Source organism: Spongiibacter nanhainus (assembly GCF_016132545.1).
Lineage (GTDB): Bacteria > Pseudomonadota > Gammaproteobacteria > Pseudomonadales > Spongiibacteraceae > Spongiibacter > Spongiibacter nanhainus.
In genome coordinates, this window is record NZ_CP066167.1 from 1,118,682 (window position 1) to 1,136,848 (window position 18,167).

Genomic DNA, 18,167 nt, shown 5'->3' on the forward strand with positions numbered 1-18,167 from the left:
ACAGGATATTGGCTGTGAATTGTCCGCCTAGACATACTGTGTGGATAGTGTAAATTAGAGACGATAAGTCGATGATCTAGCTAAAATCTTCTTTCCTTCGCTCCAGTAAATCCCGTGAATATCACGCAAATTCCGTGCAAATATTGTGTTAATCAAGCCACGTCGCGCCAGCCGTTTAGACATTGGTCGGGCTTGTGCCTTCCCAGATAGCTGTGTATGGTTGGTGGCTTTTGCTGTGGTGGCCGGCTAATCAGCCCTCCCAAGGCGACCTCGGTCGGCGAAGTAACCCCATATTTTTGCACGTCGGAGCCCATAAAAAGGACGCCCCGTAGCGTGGATGCCAGTACTTTTGCCGCGACGCCCACTTCACTGCAGCTCCAGAATTGAAACACTATCGAGGAGAGACATAATGCGCGTAATTCTTTTGGGGCCGCCGGGTGCCGGCAAGGGCACGCAAGCGCAATTTATCACCGAGAAGTTTGGCATCCCGCAGATCTCCACCGGGGATATGCTGCGGGCCGCTGTCAAAGCGGGCTCCGATCTGGGGCTGAAGGTGAAGGAAGTGATGGCATCTGGTGGTTTGGTATCAGACGACCTTATCATTGCACTGGTTAAAGACCGGATTGCAGAAGACGATTGTAACAACGGTTTTTTGTTTGATGGCTTCCCTCGCACCATTCCTCAGGCCGAAGCCTTGCAGGCCGCTGGGGTGTCTATCGACCACGTACTGGAAATCGCCGTCGATGACGAAGAAATTGTGACTCGCATGAGCGGGCGCCGCACCCACGAGGGCTCCGGCCGCACTTACCATGTGGTTTACAACCCACCTAAGGTGGAAGGGGTGGACGACGAAACGGGTGAACCCTTAATTCAGCGGGAAGACGACAAAGAAGAGACGGTTCGCAACCGCCTCAACGTATATCACGAGCAGACCAAGCCGCTGGTAGATTTTTATCGCAACCTCTCTGGTGACGACGCTCCGCGTTATTCCCGGGTCGAGGGCGTAGGCTCTGTAGAAGAGATTACCGCAAAAGTCCTGGCAGCCTTGGATAGCTGATCCAGTGACCCGCTAGAGAAATGAAAGGCGCCATTCGGCGCCTTTTTTTATGTCCGTGACAATCTCTGGCGCTACTGGTGTCGTATCGGGATAATAACTTTCAATTGCATCGACAACAGGTAACTGAGTATGAAATCCGCCATTGTTTTGGTGAACCTCGGCACCCCTTCTGCACCAACCGCAACGGCGGTGAGACGTTTTTTAAAACAATTTCTTTCCGATCGGCGAGTGGTAGAGGTACCACGGCCCATATGGTGGCTGATATTGAACCTTATCATCTTGCCATTTCGCTCCCCCCGTGTGGCAAAAAACTACAATGAAATATGGATGGGGGGGCAGTCCCCGTTGAGGGTCTTCTGTGAGCGATTGCAGGGACAACTGGCGGCGGCTATTCAACAGCAGTCTTTATCTGCACCTGTACAGGTGGAGTTGGCGATGACCTACGGTGATCCCAGTATTGAGGATGTGCTGTCACGTCTGGGGCGGGAAGGGGTCGAGCGAATCTTTTTTCTGCCCCTGTTTCCGCAGTACTCGGCGACAACGACTGCCGCGGTGCTGGATCAGGTAACCCAATTTTACTCTCGCCAGCGCGATATACCTCAGTGGAGCTGGCTGCGGGATTACCACGATCACCCCGCCTTTATTCAGGCTTTGGCCGACCGCGTTCGAGCACATTGGCAAGAAAAGGGACGCGGCGACAAACTGTTAATGTCTTTTCACGGCATACCCAAGCGCAATGTTGAGCTGGGCGACCCTTATCAATCGCAGTGTGAGGGAACGGCCAGTGCACTGGCGGCGGCCCTGTCGTTGGAAGAAGATCAATGGATGATGACCTTTCAGTCGAGACTGGGTAAGGCCGAGTGGTTGCAGCCCTATACCGACAAAACCTTGGCGGCATTGCCATCTCAAGGCGTAAAACGCCTTGACGTTATATGTCCGGCATTTGCCGTTGAGTGCTTGGAAACGCTGGAAGAAATTGATGGAGAAGGACAGGAGATTTTTCGCGACGCGGGCGGCGAATCGTTCAACTATATTCCTTGCCTCAATGACCATGCTGTTCATACCGAGGCTCTTCTGACTCTTTGTGAACCCTTCTTGCGTGAACTACACAATTAGGGTGTTAGTTGTATTTCATTCCATTGTTTTTGAAGAAACTGAGTTAAAAAAACAAAAAAATGGAAAAAAATCGTAAAAAACGCCGTATATAGTGCCGAATGTTTTGCGCTGGTTATTATCTGTGCTATTTTTTACAAGACATTTCTAAGACTTTCCTTTAACTAAGGAGAATAAAAGATGGCTGCAGCTAAACCGAAGCGTAAAGTGGGGCGCAAAGCCAGTGCCGCAAAACGACCAGCAACTCGCCGTAAGAGTTCGCTCGCCGATTCTGCGCTGGTTAAAAAGGCCGAGCAGGGCCTCGCTAAAGTAGAAAGCATGATCGACAAGGAGCGTGAATCAGTAGCGGCGGCAAAGAAAAAAGCCGAAGCGGCTGTAGCCAAAGCCAAGTCGTCTGCCAAAGCCGCCGATAAAAAAGCGGCTAAACGTGCCAAAGCGGCATTGACCAAAGCCAATGCGAAACTGCGTCAGACGCGAACCAAGCTCAATAAGAGTAAGTCCGACCTGAGCAGTGCCAAAGCGGTTGCCAAGATTAAGGCGTCTGAAGAAGCTGTACGTCAAAAAATTAATGAGCGCGCAGAGGCTCTTGCCAGTAAAGCAGAGTCCGACCTGGAAAAAGCGCTTAAGCAGTTCGAGCAGCGCTTTAAGAAGAAGCGTTTGGCTGAGAACAAGAAAAAGCTTGCGGAAATCGAGCGCAAGTTGGTCAGCAAACACAAGCAGGCCACTAAGCAACTGGCCAGCAAAGTGGGTGATGCCAAATTGTTGGCTGAGGCAAAGGTGGGCGTGAAGAAGAAAGCGGCTACCAAGAAAAAGGCCGCCAAGAAAAAAGCTACGGCTAAAAAGGCGGTTGCCAAGAAAAGCGCACCCAAGAAGGCAGCTAGCAAGAAAAAAGCCGCGCCAAAGAAAGCAGCAGCCAAAAAGGTAGCAGCTAAAAAGGCGCCGGCGAAAAGAGCGGCCGCCAAGAAAGCAGCGCGAAAAAAAGCACCAGCTAAAAAGGCCGCAGCCAAGTAATCGCGGCGTTCGGCTCCGGCACTACCGGAGCCGCTGATCGAGGTAAGCTTTAGTGGGGGAGAGCATAAGCTCTCCCTTTTTTGTGGGTGACTGTTTTTGGTTGTCTGATTTTAGTGGTCTGAACCTGGCGGGCTTATGTAAAAGATGGGGTGATACAAACCTGCTAAGGCTGCGGACTCAACCAGGAGCGGATTGGATAGCTACCCCTCACGGGCATTACTGCGGCGCGTCATCTTTAGAATTGATATTGCTAAAGTTCTCAGCGCTGTCGCTGAAGTCGACAGCAATGGCTCCCTCCCCCTCGTACCAGCGGTATACGCTGCGCTCACCGCTGGCGAGATAATCCTGTAGCGAAGACTGATAGCGGCGGTCTATTAAAGCGTAGAGGTACTGGCCACGCTGCCCGTCATGGGCGTAAGCAATGCCGGCATCACTGTGTTGTAATGCTGAGCTCAACCGGGAGTAGCAGTTTAATGGCGGGTGCGGATTGTCGCAGGGTAAGGTGAGCAATTGTGCGCTGGATGAGGCTGCAAACCCTGCCGCGATGCCGGCCAGAGGGCCCTGGAAATCGACAAGCTCGTCACTCACTGTGTCGGCGTAGTGAGTGTAACGATCGCGATTGCGATTGCAGCTGATCAGGCGCTGCCCGGGCCAGTCGTGAACCCGGTTGATAAGGTGTTCAATCAGGGGAGCGCCCTGCCAATCCAGCAGGCCTTTATCGATACCGCCCATGCGTCTCCCGGCGCCGCCGGCGAGAATCAGTACTGTTAAATCTGCATTTGGCATTATCTTCACCCTTAGCCGCTAGTTGGCCGGTCGCGGCTTCCCGCTCTGGCTGAGAAGCTGTGCTATGATGCCCGCGTCTTAACTGCAATGCCAACTGCGCCACCAAGCTTATTTATGCCCACTATTCTCGCCGTTGAATCCGCTACTGATGCCTGTTCTGTTGCATTGCTTGTCAATGGCGACATCGAGGAAGATTTTCGGGTTGAGCCCCGCCGCCATACCCGCTTGCTGCTGCCGATGATCGACGCATTGCTAAAAAAATGCGACATCGACGTGCATCAGCTCGACGCCATTGCCTTTTCTGCCGGTCCGGGGTCCTTTACCGGCCTTAGGGTTTGTGCGGGAACGGTTCAGGGCCTGGCATTTGCCGCAGCGTGTCCGGTGATTCCCCTTTCTACACTGGCGGTCTTGGCCCAGACCTGTGTGGCTCAACACCAGTTAGACGATGGTGCCCGGGTGCTGGCTTCGCTGGATGCACGCATGGATGAGGTCTATTGGGGAGATTACCATGTGGCGCATGGGCTGGTTGAAGCGAGAGATGAAGATCGTTTACTGGCGCCCACCTCGGTCTCGGTAGACGAGCATGGTAAGCAGGCTATTTTCGCAGTGGGTAGCGGTTGGCAGTATCGAGATAGTTTCTCTATGGCATCGGCGCCTCAGGTTGTGGATACGTCGATGCTGCCCCGCGCTAAAGCAATGCTACCTCTTGCGGAACGCGCCTGGAGCAACGGTATGGCGGTGTCGCCGGACCAGGCTATCCCAATTTATTTGCGCGAAAGTGTCGCCTGGAAATAGACGCTTCATCGTATTAAGGAATATCGATTCATGGATCCCATACAGGCCATCATTCTGGCATTGATCCAGGGTTTAACGGAATTTCTGCCCATCTCCAGCTCCGGTCATTTGATTTTGCCCCAGACCTTGCTGGGTTGGCAGGATCAGGGTTTAGCCTTCGATGTCGCAGTACATATCGGCTCGCTGGTGGCAGTGATCGGTTACTTTCGCCGCGACGTTGTGAGCTTGCTGGGCAACTGGTCGAGCTCGGTGATACAGCGTCGTGAAGTGGGTGACAGTCGTCTCGCCTGGTTGGTGATTCTGGCAACAATGCCAGCGGTCTTGGCGGGACTGTTGTTTAACGATGTGATTGAGCAGCACTTACGCAGTGCCGCGGTACTGGCGACCACCACATTGGTGTTTGGCCTGCTGTTGGGGCTGGGAGATTACAGCCGTCGAGAAAACCGAACTCTCACAGATATCGGTATCGGGATTGCGCTGCTGGTGGGCCTCGCTCAGGCCATCGCATTAGTGCCGGGCACCTCCCGCTCCGGAATTACCATCACGGCGGCCCTGCTGTTGGGGCTGGGGCGGGCGGACGCCGCGCGCTTTTCCTTCCTGTTGTCCATGCCGATTATTGCCGCTGCCGGGTGTTACAAATTGTTGGAGTTGCTGCAGAGCAGCGGCCCGGTAGAGTGGGGCAATCTGGCATTGGGCTTTGCCGTATCAGCGCTCAGTGCCTATCTGTGCATCGCCGCCTTTATGCAGTGGATTGAGCGGGTTGGTATGATGCCCTTTGTGATTTATCGCATCGTATTGGCTGCTGTCATTGTCATGGTGGCCATGCCGTAATGCCTCTTTCGCTTGGGGAGCAAACATGAACGTCGCTTTTATTGGTCTGGGCACGATGGGTGCGCCCATGGCCGGGCATCTGCTGAAATCGGACTGTGCACTGCGGGTTTATAATCGCGGTGCAGCGCGGGCTCAGCAATGGAGCGAGCGCTTCGGCGCGCCGGTGTCTCAAACCGTTGCCGAGGCGGTCGCGGAAGCCGATGTGGTTGCGCTGTGTCTGGGTGCCGACGAGGATGTTCGGGCTATGGTTAGCGAGCACTTGCTGGCGCACTTGAAGGCCGGGGTCGTTATCGTCGACCATTCCACAACCTCGGCTGCATTGGCCCGGGACATGTCTGCCTTGTGTGACAAACAGCAGGTCGCCTTTATCGACGCGCCGGTCTCCGGTGGCCAGGCGGGTGCCGAAGCGGGCAAGTTAACCGTGATGGCCGGAGGTCGCGAAGAAGCCTTTGCTCGAATCGAGCCGGTGCTCGACGGCTACGCGGCCAAGTATCGCCTGGTGGGTGAGTCTGGAGCGGGGCAGCTGGCCAAGATGGTTAACCAGGTCTGCATTGCCGGCTTATTACAGGGTTTGGCCGAGGGCATTCATTTAGGGCAGAGCGCTGGCCTGGATATGGAGGCCGTGCTGGATACCATCTCCGGCGGTGCGGCGCAGTCCTGGCAGATGGATAACCGGGCGTCCACCATGCTGAAGGGCCAGTACGACTTTGGATTTGCGGTGGACTGGATGCGCAAGGACCTGGGCTATGTTCTGGACGAGGCCCGGCGTCAGGGCGCATCGCTGCCTGTTACCGCCCTGGTCGACCAGTTTTATGCCCAGGTTCAGCAATTGGGCGGTGGCCGCAACGACACCTCCAGTCTGTTGAGGGCACTGCAATCCTCATTGAAAGGCGAGCAACATTGAATACAACAAACATCGAGCCATGGCGACCAGCCTGAGAGATTTTTAAATGATGACGCTTGAGCAATTTAATGAAGGGCTGACTCGCTTCCTGTCCCGCAGCCCGACTCCGTTTCACGCCTGTGCCACTATGGCTGAAACCCTGCAGGCCAACGGCTTTGTGGAACTGCAGGAAAAAGACGACTGGCAGCTACAGGCCGGCAAAGCCTACTATGTCATTCGCAATGGCGGCTCGCTGGTGGCGTTCCGTGTGGGGCAAACCCCAGTGGCTGACAGCGGCTGGCATTTGGTGGGAGCCCACACCGACAGCCCCTGTTTGCGGGTCAAGCCGGAGCCGGTGCTGCATCGCCAGGGCTACTTCCAACTGGGTGTGGAGGTTTATGGCGGTGCCCTGCTCAACCCCTGGTTTGATCGCGACCTTGGCTTGGCGGGGCGAGTGAGTTACCGCGACGAAGCCGGTCAGTTGCAAAGCTGCCTGTTGGACACTCAGCGGCCGGTCGGGGTCATCCCCAGTTTGGCAATTCATCTGGACCGGGAAGCCAATTCCAACCGAACCGTTAACGCCCAAACTGACTTGCCAGTGTTAATGGCCTGCACCGATAAAAAGCCCGACTTCAAAACCCTGTTAGCGCGTTTGCTGAAGGAAGGCGGCGTCGACGATGTTGCCACCGTGCTGGACTACGAGCTGAGTTTTTACGATTGCCAGCCACCAGAATGGGTTGGGCTGGAGCGGGAGTTTCTGGCCAGTGCCCGGCTGGACAATCTGTTGTCCTGTTATGTAGGCATGATGAGCATTATCTCGGCGGCGCCGGATCAGCACACAGTGCTGGTCTGTAACGATCACGAAGAAGTGGGCAGTCAGTCCTCCAGTGGTGCCCAGGGGCCCATGTTGGAGTCTGTACTGCGCCGTGTGGCGGGTGACGAAGTCAGCTGGCAGCGGGCAATTGCACACTCTACGCTGGTGTCGGTAGACAACGCCCACGGTGTCCATCCCAATTTCAGTCAGCGTCACGATGCCAATCACGGTCCGCTGTTAAATAAGGGCGCCGTGATCAAGATCAACGTCAATCAGCGCTATGCCACCAATAGCGACACCAGCGCGCTTTTCCGCCACCTCTGTGAACAGGTCGGGGAGCCCGTGCAAAGTTTTGTGGTGCGCAGCGATATGGCCTGTGGCAGTACCATCGGACCGATTACGTCATCGGCTATTGGTGTGGCGACCCTGGATGTGGGGGTGCCGACCTTTGCCATGCACTCGATTCGGGAGTTGGCGGGGCACCGGGATGCGGCCAGCCTGTGCAAAGTGTTAACGGCCTTTTTTAACCGTTGAAGCATTGCCGCCCGGCTATGGGCGGCAGCACGAGGCCTTTTATTGACCGCTAAAGCTGGGTTTGCGTTTCTCGATAAAGGCCGCTACGCCCTCCTGACCATCGGCGCTGCCGATGCAGCTAGCGATGCCGCGGCTCTCCAGCTCGAGTTGGGACTCCAGCGCCGTATCGTTACTCGTGAGGAGCAGGGCTTTAATCTGGCCATAGGCCAAGGTCGGGCCTGCCGCCATGCGCTTGGCCAGTTTCAGTGCTTCTTCCTCTAGGGCATCGTCGGCCACCACGCTGGTGACCAGGCCCCACTCCTGAGCTTCAGTTGCGCTGAGCAGGCGGTTGGTAAACATTAACTCTTGCGCCCGTCGCAGGCCCACCAGTCGAGGAAGAATCGCGGAGGACCCGCCGTCCGGGCTGACCCCGAGGCCGGTGTAGGCCATGGTGAATTTGGCAGACTCGGCGGCGATCACTAAATCACCGGCGATGGCTAAGCTAAAGCCGGCGCCTGCCGCAGTGCCGTTAACAGCAACAATTAATGGTGAGCGCATGCGGGCAAACCGGGAGCTGGCGGCGTGCAGATAAGTGGTAATTTCCTTGAGCAGAGCCGGGGCTTGATCGCCGGCAGCGTGGAAGCTGGGCACGTCTCCACCGGCGCAAAAAATCTTCCCCGAGGAGGTGAGCAGCACTGCCCGTACATCTGGGTCTTCGTCGCAATCAATCGCCGCCAACATCAGTTCTCTTGCGAGCTCCACATTTATGCTGTGGGCATCGGCGGGGCGGTTAAGGCGCAAGGTGGCGAGGCCGTCCTGTTTTTCTAGAGTCAGGTATTGGAAATCGGTCATTTGGCTGTGTCTCAGGCTAAAAATCCAGCGGCAAGACTAGAGTAGCTGTTGGCGCCGGTCAATTTACAGTCTTGAATGAGCGCTTTATCCTTGCCCGCGCTGCGCCGGGAAACTTTCTCATGACCACACGTATTCTTGCCCTATCTGCCTACCATGCCCAGAGCCACGCGCAGTGGTTGTCGGGGCTTGAGCGCCATATACCAGGCGCTGATTGGACAGTATTGGCCCTGCCTCCACGCCATTTTAGTTGGCGGCTCCGGGGTAACAGTCTGAGCTGGGCAATGCTTGAGCGGGAGGTTCTCGAGGGGGAATACGACTTACTGCTGGCCACCTCGATGACGGATTTATCGGCTTTGCGAGGCCTGGTGCCGGCCCTGACCCGGATTCCCAATGTGGTTTACTTTCACGAGAATCAGTTCGCCTATCCTCAGAGCGATCGCCAATTGGCGTCGGTGGAGCCACAGATTCTCAATCTCTATACCGCCGTGGCGGCAGATAAAGTGTTGTTCAACAGTCACTACAACCGAGACACTTTTATGGCAGGTTGCGACAGTTTGCTGGCGCGCCTGCCTGACTACGTGCCCCGGGAGCAGGTGGCTGAGCGCCTTGCCGGCAGCGAGGTCTTGCCGGTGGGTATCGAACCTCAGTCAGCCAGCCTTCGGCCTCCGGGGGAGCGCTTGTCGGTGCTGTGGAATCATCGCTGGGAGTACGACAAGGGCCCACAACGACTGTTGGCTTTGGTGGAAGCCTGTGAAGCAGAGGGTTTGCCGGTGGATTTCAGTATTGTCGGTCAGCAGTTTCGGCGGCAGCCCCCGGAGTTTAAGGCTGTGCAGCAGTGTATAGAGCGCAGTCAAAGCCTTGGTTTGGTGAATTTTGGTTTTGTGGATGACGCTGAGGCTTATCGCCGCTGTCTGTCGCAGTGCGATGTGGTGTTGTCCACCGCGATCCATGATTTTCAGGGGCTGGCTGTACTGGAAGCGGTTGCCTCCGGCTGTGTGCCGGTGGTGCCTGACCGACTGTGTTACGGAGAATGGTTTGGGGAGCAATTCCGTTATTGCGGCCAGCAGGGAGGCGGTGAAACGGCGTCGGCTTTGCAAATGTTATCCCGTCGCTGGCAGCAGAAACGGCGGCGTACGCTGCCAGAATGCAATATCGACGGCTTGTACTGGGAGTGCCTGGCTCCGCAGTATCGCAGCCAGTTTGATCGCGCATTGGCCGAGCACAAGAAATCGGGTCGGTGACACCCTCGGCCGCAGTCAGTATCATAAGCGCCTTTTTCGCCGCCGGGGCGGCACATTTTTAAGTACAGGACCTGAGGATATGGCAAAAGCGCGGACGCTCACCGGGATCACCACCACCGGCACCCCCCATTTGGGCAACTATGTGGGCGCGATTCGACCGGCAATCGCCGAAAGCCAGCGGGACGATCTGGACAGCTTTTTCTTTCTGGCCGACTATCACGCCCTGATCAAGTGTCACGATCCCAAGCAGGTACACCAATCCGCCCGGGAGATCGCCGCTACCTGGTTGGCTCTGGGCCTGGATACTGACCGCACCACTTTTTACCGCCAATCCGATGTGCCAGAAATTACCGAGCTGACCTGGGTTCTGACCTGTGTCTGTGCCAAGGGTCTAATGAACCGCGCCCACGCCTACAAAGCGGCGGTGCAGGAGAATGTCGATAACGGCGACGACCCAGACTACGGCATTACCATGGGGCTTTTCAGTTACCCGATCCTGATGGCGGCGGATATCTTGATGTTCAATGCTAACCGGGTGCCGGTGGGGCGGGATCAAATCCAGCACCTGGAGATGGCGCGGGACATGGCCCAGCGCTTTAACCACCTCTACGGCGAGACTTTTGCCCTACCCGAGGCGGTGGTGGACGATTCTGTTGCTGTGCTCAGTGGCCTGGATGGTCGCAAGATGAGTAAAAGCTATGGCAATACCATCCCCTTGTTTCTGCCAGAGAAGAAGCTGCAGAAGCACATCAACAAAATAAAAACCAACCTGCTGGAACCTGGTGAGCCCAAGGATCCTGACGATTCCACGGTGTTTGAAATCTGGCAGGCCTTTGCGACACCAGAACAAACGGCGGACATGCGCCAGCGCTTTGAGGACGGCATCGCCTGGGGTGAGGCCAAGAAGGCGCTATTTGCATTGATCAATGAACAACTGGCGCCGGCCCGGGCCCGCTACGAAGAGATTCTGGAAGACGGCAGTTTCCTCGATGCAGAGCTGAAAAAGGGTGCAGAAAAAGCCCGGGAGCAAGCCGCGAGCATGCTGTCGAAAGTGCGCCGCGCGGTGGGACTTGCCCCTTTTGCCTAAGGCATAGGCGGTGCTTAGAAGGAGCGGGTGATGGAGATGCTGGTGATGTCGATCAGCAGATTGAATCCGGTCTTGTCGCTGCTAAAACGGTAGCTGGTGGGCAGCTCTGAAGGTTTGCTGCCCATAGGGGAGTGGCGCTTAAGGCCAGTGTCAGGGTAATTGGTCTTGAGGAGATGGAGCTGTAAGGTTTGCTGTTCCAGGGCTTCCGAACGGACATTGCTTTCGCTAATCACCGGCCACGGCCCACTGTGCCAATCCTCAGCCGAGGCTTTACTGGCAAAAATAAACAGCATGGCGAGGCAGCAGAAAAACAGCGAAATTTTCATGCGCGGGCCCGTAGGGTGTTTGGGGTGAACGACAGAATCTACGTTATAACGAAAATTCTTTGTCGCGGCAGGCCCCGAACCCACAAAGTGTGACTGGGTTCACGTCGTGATCCGGAACTTTGCGACACGGTCCACTCCCTACGGTGCAATTGTTACAAGTTCAATCCTACTTCCAAGAAAACGGCCCTGGGCTCACCAATAAAGTAGCGATAGTTGCCAAAGGCGTAGTCGGCGCGGTCGGCGTAGTCCTCATCTGTGGCATTCTGCACCCGCACCACCGTGTACAAATGATCGCCAAAGTGCTGCCGCCAGCGCAGGTGTAGCAAAGTGTGACCGGGGTAATCAAACTGGTTGTCCGCATCCAGGTAGTACTCCCCGGTGTGGGCCGCTTCTACCTCAATAGCGGTCGAGGCATAGGGCTGCCAGCGCAGCTGGGTTGAGGCTATCTGCCGCGGAGCGGTATCCAGTTCATTGCCCTCGTCGGTGAGGGCGTCGTTGGCGTATTCGTGCTTGCTGTAGCTGGCCTGGGTGTGCCAGCTGAGACTGCGGGTAATTGCCCAATCAAACGCCACCTCTATGCCCCGGCCTTCGGTTTTGCCGCCGTTGAAATTACGGCGCTGGGAATCCTGAACGATGATGTCGTCTTTTTGCAGCCAAAATACGGTGACAGAGTAGTTGACGGTGGGCCAGCTGCCGCGCAGGCCGATATCGACACTGTTTAGAGACTCCTCATCCAGTTTGGCGCTGAGTTGCTGAGCCTGAAGACGGTACAGCTCGCTTGCCTGAGGCGCGCGGAAGCCGTTGGCCAGGTTTACGACAAAGTCAGTATTCGCGCCCAGATTTTGCACCAGGCCGGCATTGAACGACCAGTTGCGAAAGCGCTCCTTATCGTCGGCGGGGCGGGCGTAGCGGCAGGTGCCACTGGGGCAAGCGCTGCCATCGGCAGCGGTGTTGCCGTCGATCATTTGGTTGTCGTAGTCGTAAAGCTGGATATCGTAGCGGGCGCCCAGGCTGAGTTTGGTGGACTCGCTGGCATCCCAGTCAGCGCCCACAAACCAAGCGCCGTAGAGGGCGTCGACCTCATAATCGTAGTGATCGCCAGTGGGGAAGCTGGCAAAGCTTGGGGCCTCCTGGCTCTGTTCCAGGTAGGCTTTGGTGACCTCCATATCGAAACCGTTGTGGATCACCAGATCATCGTCGGTCTGGCGATAAAACGCCGTTTGCACACCGACACTGCGCTCGCCGTTCTGCTCCAGTGGCGTGCCGGGGAGGAAGTGCTGTAAAAACTCCATCTCGGTATAGCGTAGATAGGGCGTAACCACTAAGTGGCTATCCTGGGTCCCCTCCCGCTCAAAGCGGCTGTAGGCGCGGACGCTGGTGGCATTGCGGTAGGCTTCGGGGTTGGGGTTTTCGCGCTTGCGGCTGCTATCTTCATAGGCATCCTCGCCCAGTACGTAGCCCGCCGTTTCCTGGTTGAGGTTGCTGCCAGAAAGCAGAGACTGAACGTGCCAGGTCTCCCCCTGGTAGTCGTGGCGCAGAGTCATTTTCTGCTGATCAAAACCGGAGTCGTCTTTGTAGCCGCCATCGTGGCTGCCATGGGCACTGATTCTGTAGCCTTGCTTGTCGCCGCTGTCGCTGTGCTGGAATGCGACGCGGCTGTAGTCGTGGGGGCCGCCCTCAAACGACAAGCGGCCCTCTGGCTCCTCGCTGGGCGCGGCGCTGATGACATTGATAACGCCATTGAGAGCATTGGAACCGTGCACTGCGGTGCCGGGGCCCCGCAGCACTTCAATGCGGCCGGCCTGCTCGCTGTTAACGTCGAAGAGTTCGTTGACATTACAAAAACCGCGACTGCGTAGTGGGATACCGTCCTCGGCGAAGAAAAAGGCACCACAGCTGCCAGCGCCGGTCAGCACTGAGGAGCGGATTGCTGTGAGGTGTTCCTGACCATTGCCACGGCTGATCCACACCCCAGGTACCCGGTTGAGTAGCTGGCTGATATGAACGTGGCCCACGGTGTCGATGTCGGTTTTATCGACCACGCTAAGAGATAGACTTTCGTCGGTCAGTAAGCGTTCGAAGCGCGTTCCGGTTACGGTGAGGGTTTCCAGTGCCCTGGCTTGTTCGTCACTGGGCGCATCGGTGTCGGTTTGCGCGTTTGCCACAGAAGCGACGGCTAGCGCGAGGATGGCGCTTTTTACTCTCCACATCTTCAATCTTTTGCCCTTGAGCCATGTTGTTGTTTTTAAGTCGCAACCTCGAAGGTTGCTGAGCGGCGTGGTGAGAATACCACGATGCCGGAATCGCCACGTCCCCGCATCTGTGGGAATTGTTGGCTGATCCAGCCTGACCGGCCCTAAATGTGGAGCTAAGTGTATCGGCGCGGCGGAGGGGGGAAAAGAGACCCGCCATACTATGGGTAAATGGTAATGTTGTGCGGCACGGTCGGCATCCACCGTTTTGCCCTAAGGCGGGGCGCGGTGGCGGTGTGGCCAGTGCCCAAAATAGGCGCCGTTTTTGCTTGCATGTCTGCTGACACACTCATCCGCTCGCAAAAAGGTAGTTAATCACCATGCATGTATGCACTTTTATTCGCTCGTTCTTTGTGGCTTTTGTTCTGTTGATACAGGCAGTTAGCGCCCATAGTGACAGCTTGTCAGAGCTGTTTAGCGCTGTGCCTAGGCCGCCCGCGGACATCGATACAGCACTGACTTGGGTCAAAGATGGAGAAATTGTGGAGCCTGGCATCCTCGCGTTTGAAGCCACATTGGCCACCCAGAAAGAGACCGTGGCGACGTTGAGCGGTGGCGAAGCTGGTGCGGGCGGCTCCGCAGGCTTGCAAAGTGTGTCGCAGAGTTTGAGCCGCTATCTTGCCAACAACGCGGGGGAGGACTCGCCCGAGGCAGCGCTGACTAAGCGTAAGCGCTGGTTGCAGCGAGCCTACGGTCAGGAGCAGCTAGAAATCAGTCAGGCGATGACTCCTTGTGCTTCGCCCTGTACCGACAAAGCGATATACGAGGGCAATATTCCCTATCTTCGTCAGCGCCAAAGTGTTCTGAAGTTGGAGATACGCTCCTGGAATGCCTTGTTTGACGATTGGAAGAAAACCCGGCGCAGGGACATTGTCGCCGCCGATACGGTGTTGGAGCCCGTCGATCCGGCAGGCGTCGGCGAAGGTGAGCAAGCCACTATTGCCCGTTACCGGGCCCTTATGCTCAAAGAAGTAGAGCTCTTGTTCTCTATCACTAAACTCAGTTTGTTGAGAATTGAAGCCATTATGAAGGGGCTGGATGGGTCTGAGCCCGATGCCATCAGCGGTGCCACCAAAAAGGCGGGCTAAGGGGAATGGAGGGTTTGCTGGCCCCGAGGGAGCAGCGGCCCATAGGTAAATAAAAAAAGCCCGGCGCAAAGGCCGGGCTTTTCTTTTCTTTTCTATATCCAATCTTTATATCTGAATATGCGTGGATATATCGTCCACATGACGCCGATATTGCCTGCATCGTTGGGATAGAATTCTTTATCACTCATCTCAAAGAGATGGTACCAGAGGCCGGACTCGAACCGGCACGGGTTTTACCCCAATGGATTTTGAATCCATCGTGTCTACCAATTTCACCACTCTGGCACGGTGTCCACACGACTGTGGAAGGCGCAGGATTATAAGCACGCCGTCGTCGGGGGTCAACGCCGATTGCCAATAGACTTTGGCTTCAGTTGGTGTCGAAGGCTGAATTCCGCTAATCTTGCGCCTTTTCGAGATACCCACGGTTTGTCAGCCTTCCATGCAGCGCAGCGATTTCCATTTTGATCTCCCCGAAGACCTGATTGCTTACCGTCCAGCCGCTCAGCGCGACGGCAGTCGGTTGCTGGTTGTTGAGGGAGAAGCGGCGCCGGCCCATCGTCAGTTTCCCGATATTGTCGATTACCTGCAGGCTGGAGATTTATTGGTCTTTAACGATACCCGGGTGATCCCCGCGCGTTTGTATGCCCAAAAACACACCGGTGGCCGGGTGGAAATACTGATTGAGCGGATGCTGGATGAGCACCGGGCCATAGCCCACCTGCGGGCGTCTAAGTCCCCCAAGGCGGGGGCGGTGTTAAGTCTGGCCGCCAACGAGCAGGCAGACCCGGGGGGGGATCGGGTAGAGGTCACCGGTCGAGACGGCGCCCTGTTTGCCCTGCGGTTTGATCGCCCGGTGTTGGACGTGCTGCAGCAGTGGGGGCATATGCCGCTGCCACCCTATATAGACCGCCAGGACGAAGCGGAAGACCGGGAGCGCTACCAGACAGTGTACGCTTCTCGGGATGGTGCGGTGGCGGCGCCGACGGCGGGCCTGCATTTTACCGAGGCGCTAATCGCGCAGTGTCGGGAAATAGGTGTAGATACCGCCTTTGTTACCCTGCATGTGGGTGCGGGGACCTTTCAATCTGTTCGTGTCGACGACATCCGCGAGCACCAAATGCACTCCGAGTATATCGAGGTCAGCGACGCGGTCTGCCGGCAGGTGGAGGCCGCGCGTGCCCGGGGCGGCAGAGTGGTGGCGGTGGGGACCACCAGCGTGCGCAGTTTGGAATCGGCCTGTCGGGCCAGTGGCCAATTGGCGCCTTTCCAGGGCGACAGCGATATCTTTATCTACCCCGGCTATCGCTTTAAATGCGTTGACGCCATGATCACCAATTTTCATTTGCCAGAGTCGACACTGATTATGCTGGTGAGCGCCTTTATGGGGCGGGAGCGGATATTGGCGGCCTATCGGGAGGCGGTGGCGCAGCGCTATCGTTTTTTCAGTTACGGTGACGCCATGCTGCTATTGCCCAGTGCGTCCACCGACAACAAGAGCACTGACAACAGGAGTGAGCACCGTGAGTGAGTGCCGGATGAGTTTTGAACTGCTGGGCCAGGACGGCTTGGCCCGCCGTGGCCGGCTGACGTTTCCCCGGGGCGAAGTGGAAACCCCAGCCTTTATGCCGGTAGGCACTTACGGCACCGTGAAAGGCATGTTGCCTCGGGATATCGTCGAGGTCGGCGCGCAAATCATCCTTGGTAACACTTTTCACCTGATGCTCCGCCCCGGCACCGAGGTGGTCAAAGAGCACGGCGATTTACACGATTTTATCGGTTGGCAGGGCCCAATTTTGACGGACTCCGGCGGTTTTCAGGTATGGAGCCTGGGCAAGCTGCGCAAGATCAGCGAAGAGGGGGTGTCCTTCCAGTCGCCGGTGGATGGCAGCAAGGTCTACCTGGACCCGGAAACCTCCATGCAGGTGCAGCGGGACCTGGGCGCCGATATCGTGATGATTTTTGACGAGTGCACCCCGTATCCCGCCACCGAGCGGCAGGCCCGGGATTCCATGGCCTTGTCGCTGCGCTGGGCGGCCCGTTCCAAAACCGCCCACAACGGTAACGACGCGGCGCTGTTTGGCATTATCCAGGGCGGCATGTATCCAGAGCTGCGCCGTGAATCTCTGGACGGTTTGCAGCAGATTGGCTTTGACGGCTATGCCATTGGCGGCTTGTCGGTGGGCGAGCCCAAGGACGAGATGCTGCTGGTGCTGGACAGCCTGGCTGAGCACCTGCCCCAGGATAAGCCTCATTATTTGATGGGGGTCGGCACGCCAGCCGATATCCTGGAAGCGGTGCGCCGGGGCGTCGATATGTTCGATTGCGTGATGCCCACCCGCAACGCCCGCAACGGCCACCTGTTCACCTCCACTGGGGTAATCAAAATTCGCAACGCCGTGCACCGCCACAGCGACCAGCCTTTGGACGCCAATTGCGACTGCTACACCTGCCAGAATTTTTCCCGGGGCTATCTGCACCACCTGGATCGCTGCAAGGAGATCCTCGGCGCGCAACTGAATACCATCCACAATCTGCGTTACTATCAGAACCACATGGCAGCGATTCGGGCCGCCATAGAAGCCGGGCGCCTGGATCAGTTTGCCGACGAGTTCTATGCAACGCAGGAAGGGCGTAGTCATGTATAAGCTGGTGTTTTTCGTTCCGGTGACCCACTTGGAGTCGGTCAAACAGGCGGTGTTTGCCGCCGGTGCCGGCCAGCAAGGGGACTACCAAAGCTGCTGTTGGCAAACCCTGGGCTACGGGCAGTTTCGCCCGGTGGGGGATTCTCAGCCCTACCTGGGCGAGAAAGGCAATCTGGAGACGGTGCCGGAGTACCGGGTGGAAACCCTGTGCGAGCCCGGTGCGATCAAAGATGTGGTCCACGCCCTCAAGCGCGCCCACCCCTACGAAGAGCCGGCCTTTGACGTAACCGCGCTGGTGGATGTGGTGGTCTAAGGGCAGCACAGGATAAAGAGGAGAGAGCCGTGTTATTCCAACTGGATGACGATCGCGTAGAACTGCGGGGCAGTGGCCAGTTCGTTGCCCACAATGCCACCGTGATTGGCAAGGTGGTGCTGGAGCAGGACAGCAGTGTGTGGTTTAACGTGGTGATCCGCGGCGATGCAGATCGCATTACCGTGGGTCCCCGCAGCAACGTACAGGACGGCTCTGTGCTTCACGCCGACCCCGGATTCCCCCTGCAAATCGGCGAGGATGTTACTGTCGGTCACAAGGCCATGCTGCACGGCTGCACCATCGGCGATGGCAGTCTGATCGGCATTAATGCGGTAGTGCTCAATGGCGCCAAGATTGGCAAAGGTTGTTTGATCGGTGCCAATGCCCTGGTGACCGAGGGCAGCGAGATACCCGATGGGGCGATGGTGTTGGGGGCGCCGGCCAAGGTCAAGCGGATGCTGAGCGAAGAGGAGCAGGCTGCCTTGCGTCTATCGGCCAGCCACTATGTGGAAAATGGCCACCGCTTTGCCGCCGGGCTCTCGGAGCAGAGCGACGACTGA

18 protein-coding genes and 1 tRNA gene are annotated in these 18,167 nt (G+C 56.9%); 14 read left to right on the top strand and 5 right to left on the bottom strand.

Going from position 1 to position 18,167, the window contains the following annotated elements:
* Positions 1-409 precede the first annotated feature (409 nt).
* From adk to I6N98_RS05075, 3 genes are all read left to right on the top strand, one after another.
* On the top strand, positions 410-1,057 hold the full coding sequence (adk, locus tag I6N98_RS05065) for an adenylate kinase (RefSeq protein ID WP_198570711.1): 648 nt from the start codon (positions 410-412) through the stop codon (positions 1,055-1,057).
* A 129-nt stretch (positions 1,058-1,186) separates the two neighbouring features.
* Entirely contained in the window at positions 1,187-2,173 is a 987-nt protein-coding gene (gene hemH / locus I6N98_RS05070; protein ID WP_198570712.1) for a ferrochelatase, read from the top strand.
* 177 nt (positions 2,174-2,350) lie between these two features.
* A complete protein-coding gene (locus I6N98_RS05075) occupies positions 2,351-3,181 on the top strand; it encodes a hypothetical protein (RefSeq protein ID WP_198570713.1) in 831 nt (276 codons plus the stop codon).
* Positions 3,182-3,397: 216 nt separating this feature from the next.
* Here the strand turns inward: I6N98_RS05075 and mobA are convergent, their stop codons facing one another.
* On the bottom strand, positions 3,398-3,967 hold the full coding sequence (gene mobA, locus I6N98_RS05080; protein ID WP_198570714.1) for a molybdenum cofactor guanylyltransferase MobA: 570 nt from the start codon (positions 3,965-3,967) through the stop codon (positions 3,398-3,400).
* Between the two features lie 114 nt (positions 3,968-4,081).
* On the opposite strand from mobA, the gene tsaB reads away from it, so the two are divergent.
* From tsaB to I6N98_RS05100, 4 genes are read left to right on the top strand one after another with little or no spacing between them, the layout of a single operon-like run.
* Entirely contained in the window at positions 4,082-4,762 is a 681-nt protein-coding gene (tsaB, locus tag I6N98_RS05085) for a tRNA (adenosine(37)-N6)-threonylcarbamoyltransferase complex dimerization subunit type 1 TsaB (protein ID WP_198570715.1), read from the top strand.
* Positions 4,763-4,792: 30 nt separating this feature from the next.
* Complete coding sequence (locus I6N98_RS05090) at positions 4,793-5,593, top strand: undecaprenyl-diphosphate phosphatase (protein WP_198570716.1); 801 nt, start codon at positions 4,793-4,795, stop codon at positions 5,591-5,593.
* A 25-nt stretch (positions 5,594-5,618) separates the two neighbouring features.
* Complete coding sequence (locus I6N98_RS05095; protein WP_198570717.1) at positions 5,619-6,497, top strand: NAD(P)-dependent oxidoreductase; 879 nt, start codon at positions 5,619-5,621, stop codon at positions 6,495-6,497.
* Between the two features lie 46 nt (positions 6,498-6,543).
* Complete coding sequence (locus tag I6N98_RS05100) at positions 6,544-7,824, top strand: M18 family aminopeptidase (RefSeq protein ID WP_232787468.1); 1,281 nt, start codon at positions 6,544-6,546, stop codon at positions 7,822-7,824.
* 39 nt (positions 7,825-7,863) lie between these two features.
* On the opposite strand, the gene I6N98_RS05105 is transcribed toward I6N98_RS05100, so the two are convergent.
* Complete coding sequence (locus I6N98_RS05105; protein ID WP_198570718.1) at positions 7,864-8,655, bottom strand: enoyl-CoA hydratase/isomerase family protein; 792 nt, start codon at positions 8,653-8,655, stop codon at positions 7,864-7,866.
* 119 nt (positions 8,656-8,774) lie between these two features.
* On the opposite strand from I6N98_RS05105, the gene I6N98_RS05110 reads away from it, so the two are divergent.
* Positions 8,775-9,896, top strand: a complete 1,122-nt coding sequence (locus I6N98_RS05110) for a tRNA-queuosine alpha-mannosyltransferase domain-containing protein (protein ID WP_198570719.1) — start codon at positions 8,775-8,777, stop codon at positions 9,894-9,896.
* A gap of 79 nt (positions 9,897-9,975) precedes the next feature.
* Positions 9,976-10,983: a tryptophan--tRNA ligase gene (locus I6N98_RS05115; protein ID WP_198570720.1), complete on the top strand. Its 1,008-nt coding sequence runs from the start codon at positions 9,976-9,978 to the stop codon at positions 10,981-10,983.
* A gap of 14 nt (positions 10,984-10,997) precedes the next feature.
* On the opposite strand, the gene I6N98_RS05120 is transcribed toward I6N98_RS05115, so the two are convergent.
* Together I6N98_RS05120 and I6N98_RS05125 are read right to left on the bottom strand one after the other, a co-directional pair.
* Complete coding sequence (locus I6N98_RS05120) at positions 10,998-11,309, bottom strand: hypothetical protein (RefSeq protein WP_198570721.1); 312 nt, start codon at positions 11,307-11,309, stop codon at positions 10,998-11,000.
* Between the two features lie 152 nt (positions 11,310-11,461).
* A complete protein-coding gene (locus I6N98_RS05125; RefSeq protein ID WP_198570722.1) occupies positions 11,462-13,519 on the bottom strand; it encodes a TonB-dependent receptor in 2,058 nt (685 codons plus the stop codon).
* A 464-nt stretch (positions 13,520-13,983) separates the two neighbouring features.
* On the opposite strand from I6N98_RS05125, the gene I6N98_RS05130 reads away from it, so the two are divergent.
* The gene (locus I6N98_RS05130) at positions 13,984-14,649 is read left to right on the top strand and encodes a hypothetical protein (RefSeq protein ID WP_198570723.1); all 666 of its coding nucleotides are present in this window, start codon (positions 13,984-13,986) and stop codon (positions 14,647-14,649) included.
* 198 nt (positions 14,650-14,847) lie between these two features.
* Here the strand turns inward: I6N98_RS05130 and I6N98_RS05135 are convergent.
* Positions 14,848-14,934: transfer RNA gene (locus tag I6N98_RS05135), tRNA-Leu, on the bottom strand.
* Between the two features lie 157 nt (positions 14,935-15,091).
* On the opposite strand from I6N98_RS05135, the gene queA reads away from it, so the two are divergent.
* Genes queA through I6N98_RS05155 form a run of 4 tightly spaced genes read left to right on the top strand, consistent with a single transcriptional unit; the run spans position 15,092 to position 18,167 of the window.
* Positions 15,092-16,180, top strand: a complete 1,089-nt coding sequence (gene queA, locus I6N98_RS05140; protein WP_198570724.1) for a tRNA preQ1(34) S-adenosylmethionine ribosyltransferase-isomerase QueA — start codon at positions 15,092-15,094, stop codon at positions 16,178-16,180.
* Between the two features lie 7 nt (positions 16,181-16,187).
* Positions 16,188-17,297, top strand: a complete 1,110-nt coding sequence (gene tgt / locus I6N98_RS05145) for a tRNA guanosine(34) transglycosylase Tgt (protein WP_198570725.1) — start codon at positions 16,188-16,190, stop codon at positions 17,295-17,297.
* Complete coding sequence (locus I6N98_RS05150; RefSeq protein WP_198570726.1) at positions 17,290-17,607, top strand: YqfO family protein; 318 nt, start codon at positions 17,290-17,292, stop codon at positions 17,605-17,607. Before tgt ends, I6N98_RS05150 begins: the two co-directional genes overlap by 8 nt.
* Positions 17,608-17,636: 29 nt before the next feature.
* The gene (locus I6N98_RS05155; RefSeq protein WP_198570727.1) at positions 17,637-18,167 is read left to right on the top strand and encodes a gamma carbonic anhydrase family protein; all 531 of its coding nucleotides are present in this window, start codon (positions 17,637-17,639) and stop codon (positions 18,165-18,167) included.

Excerpts from the sequence above, each read along its gene's own strand:
- queA (WP_198570724.1), top strand. The coding sequence starts at position 15,092 with ATGCAGCGCAGCGATTTCCATTTTGATCTCCCCGAAGACCTGATTGCT.
- I6N98_RS05095 (WP_198570717.1), top strand. The coding sequence starts at position 5,619 with ATGAACGTCGCTTTTATTGGTCTGGGCACGATGGGTGCGCCCATGGCC.
- I6N98_RS05125 (WP_198570722.1), bottom strand. The coding sequence starts at position 13,519 with ATGTGGAGAGTAAAAAGCGCCATCCTCGCGCTAGCCGTCGCTTCTGTG.
- I6N98_RS05090 (WP_198570716.1), top strand. The coding sequence starts at position 4,793 with ATGGATCCCATACAGGCCATCATTCTGGCATTGATCCAGGGTTTAACG.
- tsaB (WP_198570715.1), top strand. The coding sequence starts at position 4,082 with ATGCCCACTATTCTCGCCGTTGAATCCGCTACTGATGCCTGTTCTGTT.
- I6N98_RS05100 (WP_232787468.1), top strand. The coding sequence starts at position 6,544 with ATGATGACGCTTGAGCAATTTAATGAAGGGCTGACTCGCTTCCTGTCC.
- mobA (WP_198570714.1), bottom strand. The coding sequence starts at position 3,967 with ATGCCAAATGCAGATTTAACAGTACTGATTCTCGCCGGCGGCGCCGGG.
- adk (WP_198570711.1), top strand. The coding sequence starts at position 410 with ATGCGCGTAATTCTTTTGGGGCCGCCGGGTGCCGGCAAGGGCACGCAA.
- I6N98_RS05120 (WP_198570721.1), bottom strand. The coding sequence starts at position 11,309 with ATGAAAATTTCGCTGTTTTTCTGCTGCCTCGCCATGCTGTTTATTTTT.
- tgt (WP_198570725.1), top strand. The coding sequence starts at position 16,188 with ATGAGTTTTGAACTGCTGGGCCAGGACGGCTTGGCCCGCCGTGGCCGG.
- hemH (WP_198570712.1), top strand. The coding sequence starts at position 1,187 with ATGAAATCCGCCATTGTTTTGGTGAACCTCGGCACCCCTTCTGCACCA.
- I6N98_RS05075 (WP_198570713.1), top strand. The coding sequence starts at position 2,351 with ATGGCTGCAGCTAAACCGAAGCGTAAAGTGGGGCGCAAAGCCAGTGCC.
- I6N98_RS05150 (WP_198570726.1), top strand. The coding sequence starts at position 17,290 with ATGTATAAGCTGGTGTTTTTCGTTCCGGTGACCCACTTGGAGTCGGTC.
- I6N98_RS05115 (WP_198570720.1), top strand. The coding sequence starts at position 9,976 with ATGGCAAAAGCGCGGACGCTCACCGGGATCACCACCACCGGCACCCCC.
- I6N98_RS05110 (WP_198570719.1), top strand. The coding sequence starts at position 8,775 with ATGACCACACGTATTCTTGCCCTATCTGCCTACCATGCCCAGAGCCAC.
- I6N98_RS05105 (WP_198570718.1), bottom strand. The coding sequence starts at position 8,655 with ATGACCGATTTCCAATACCTGACTCTAGAAAAACAGGACGGCCTCGCC.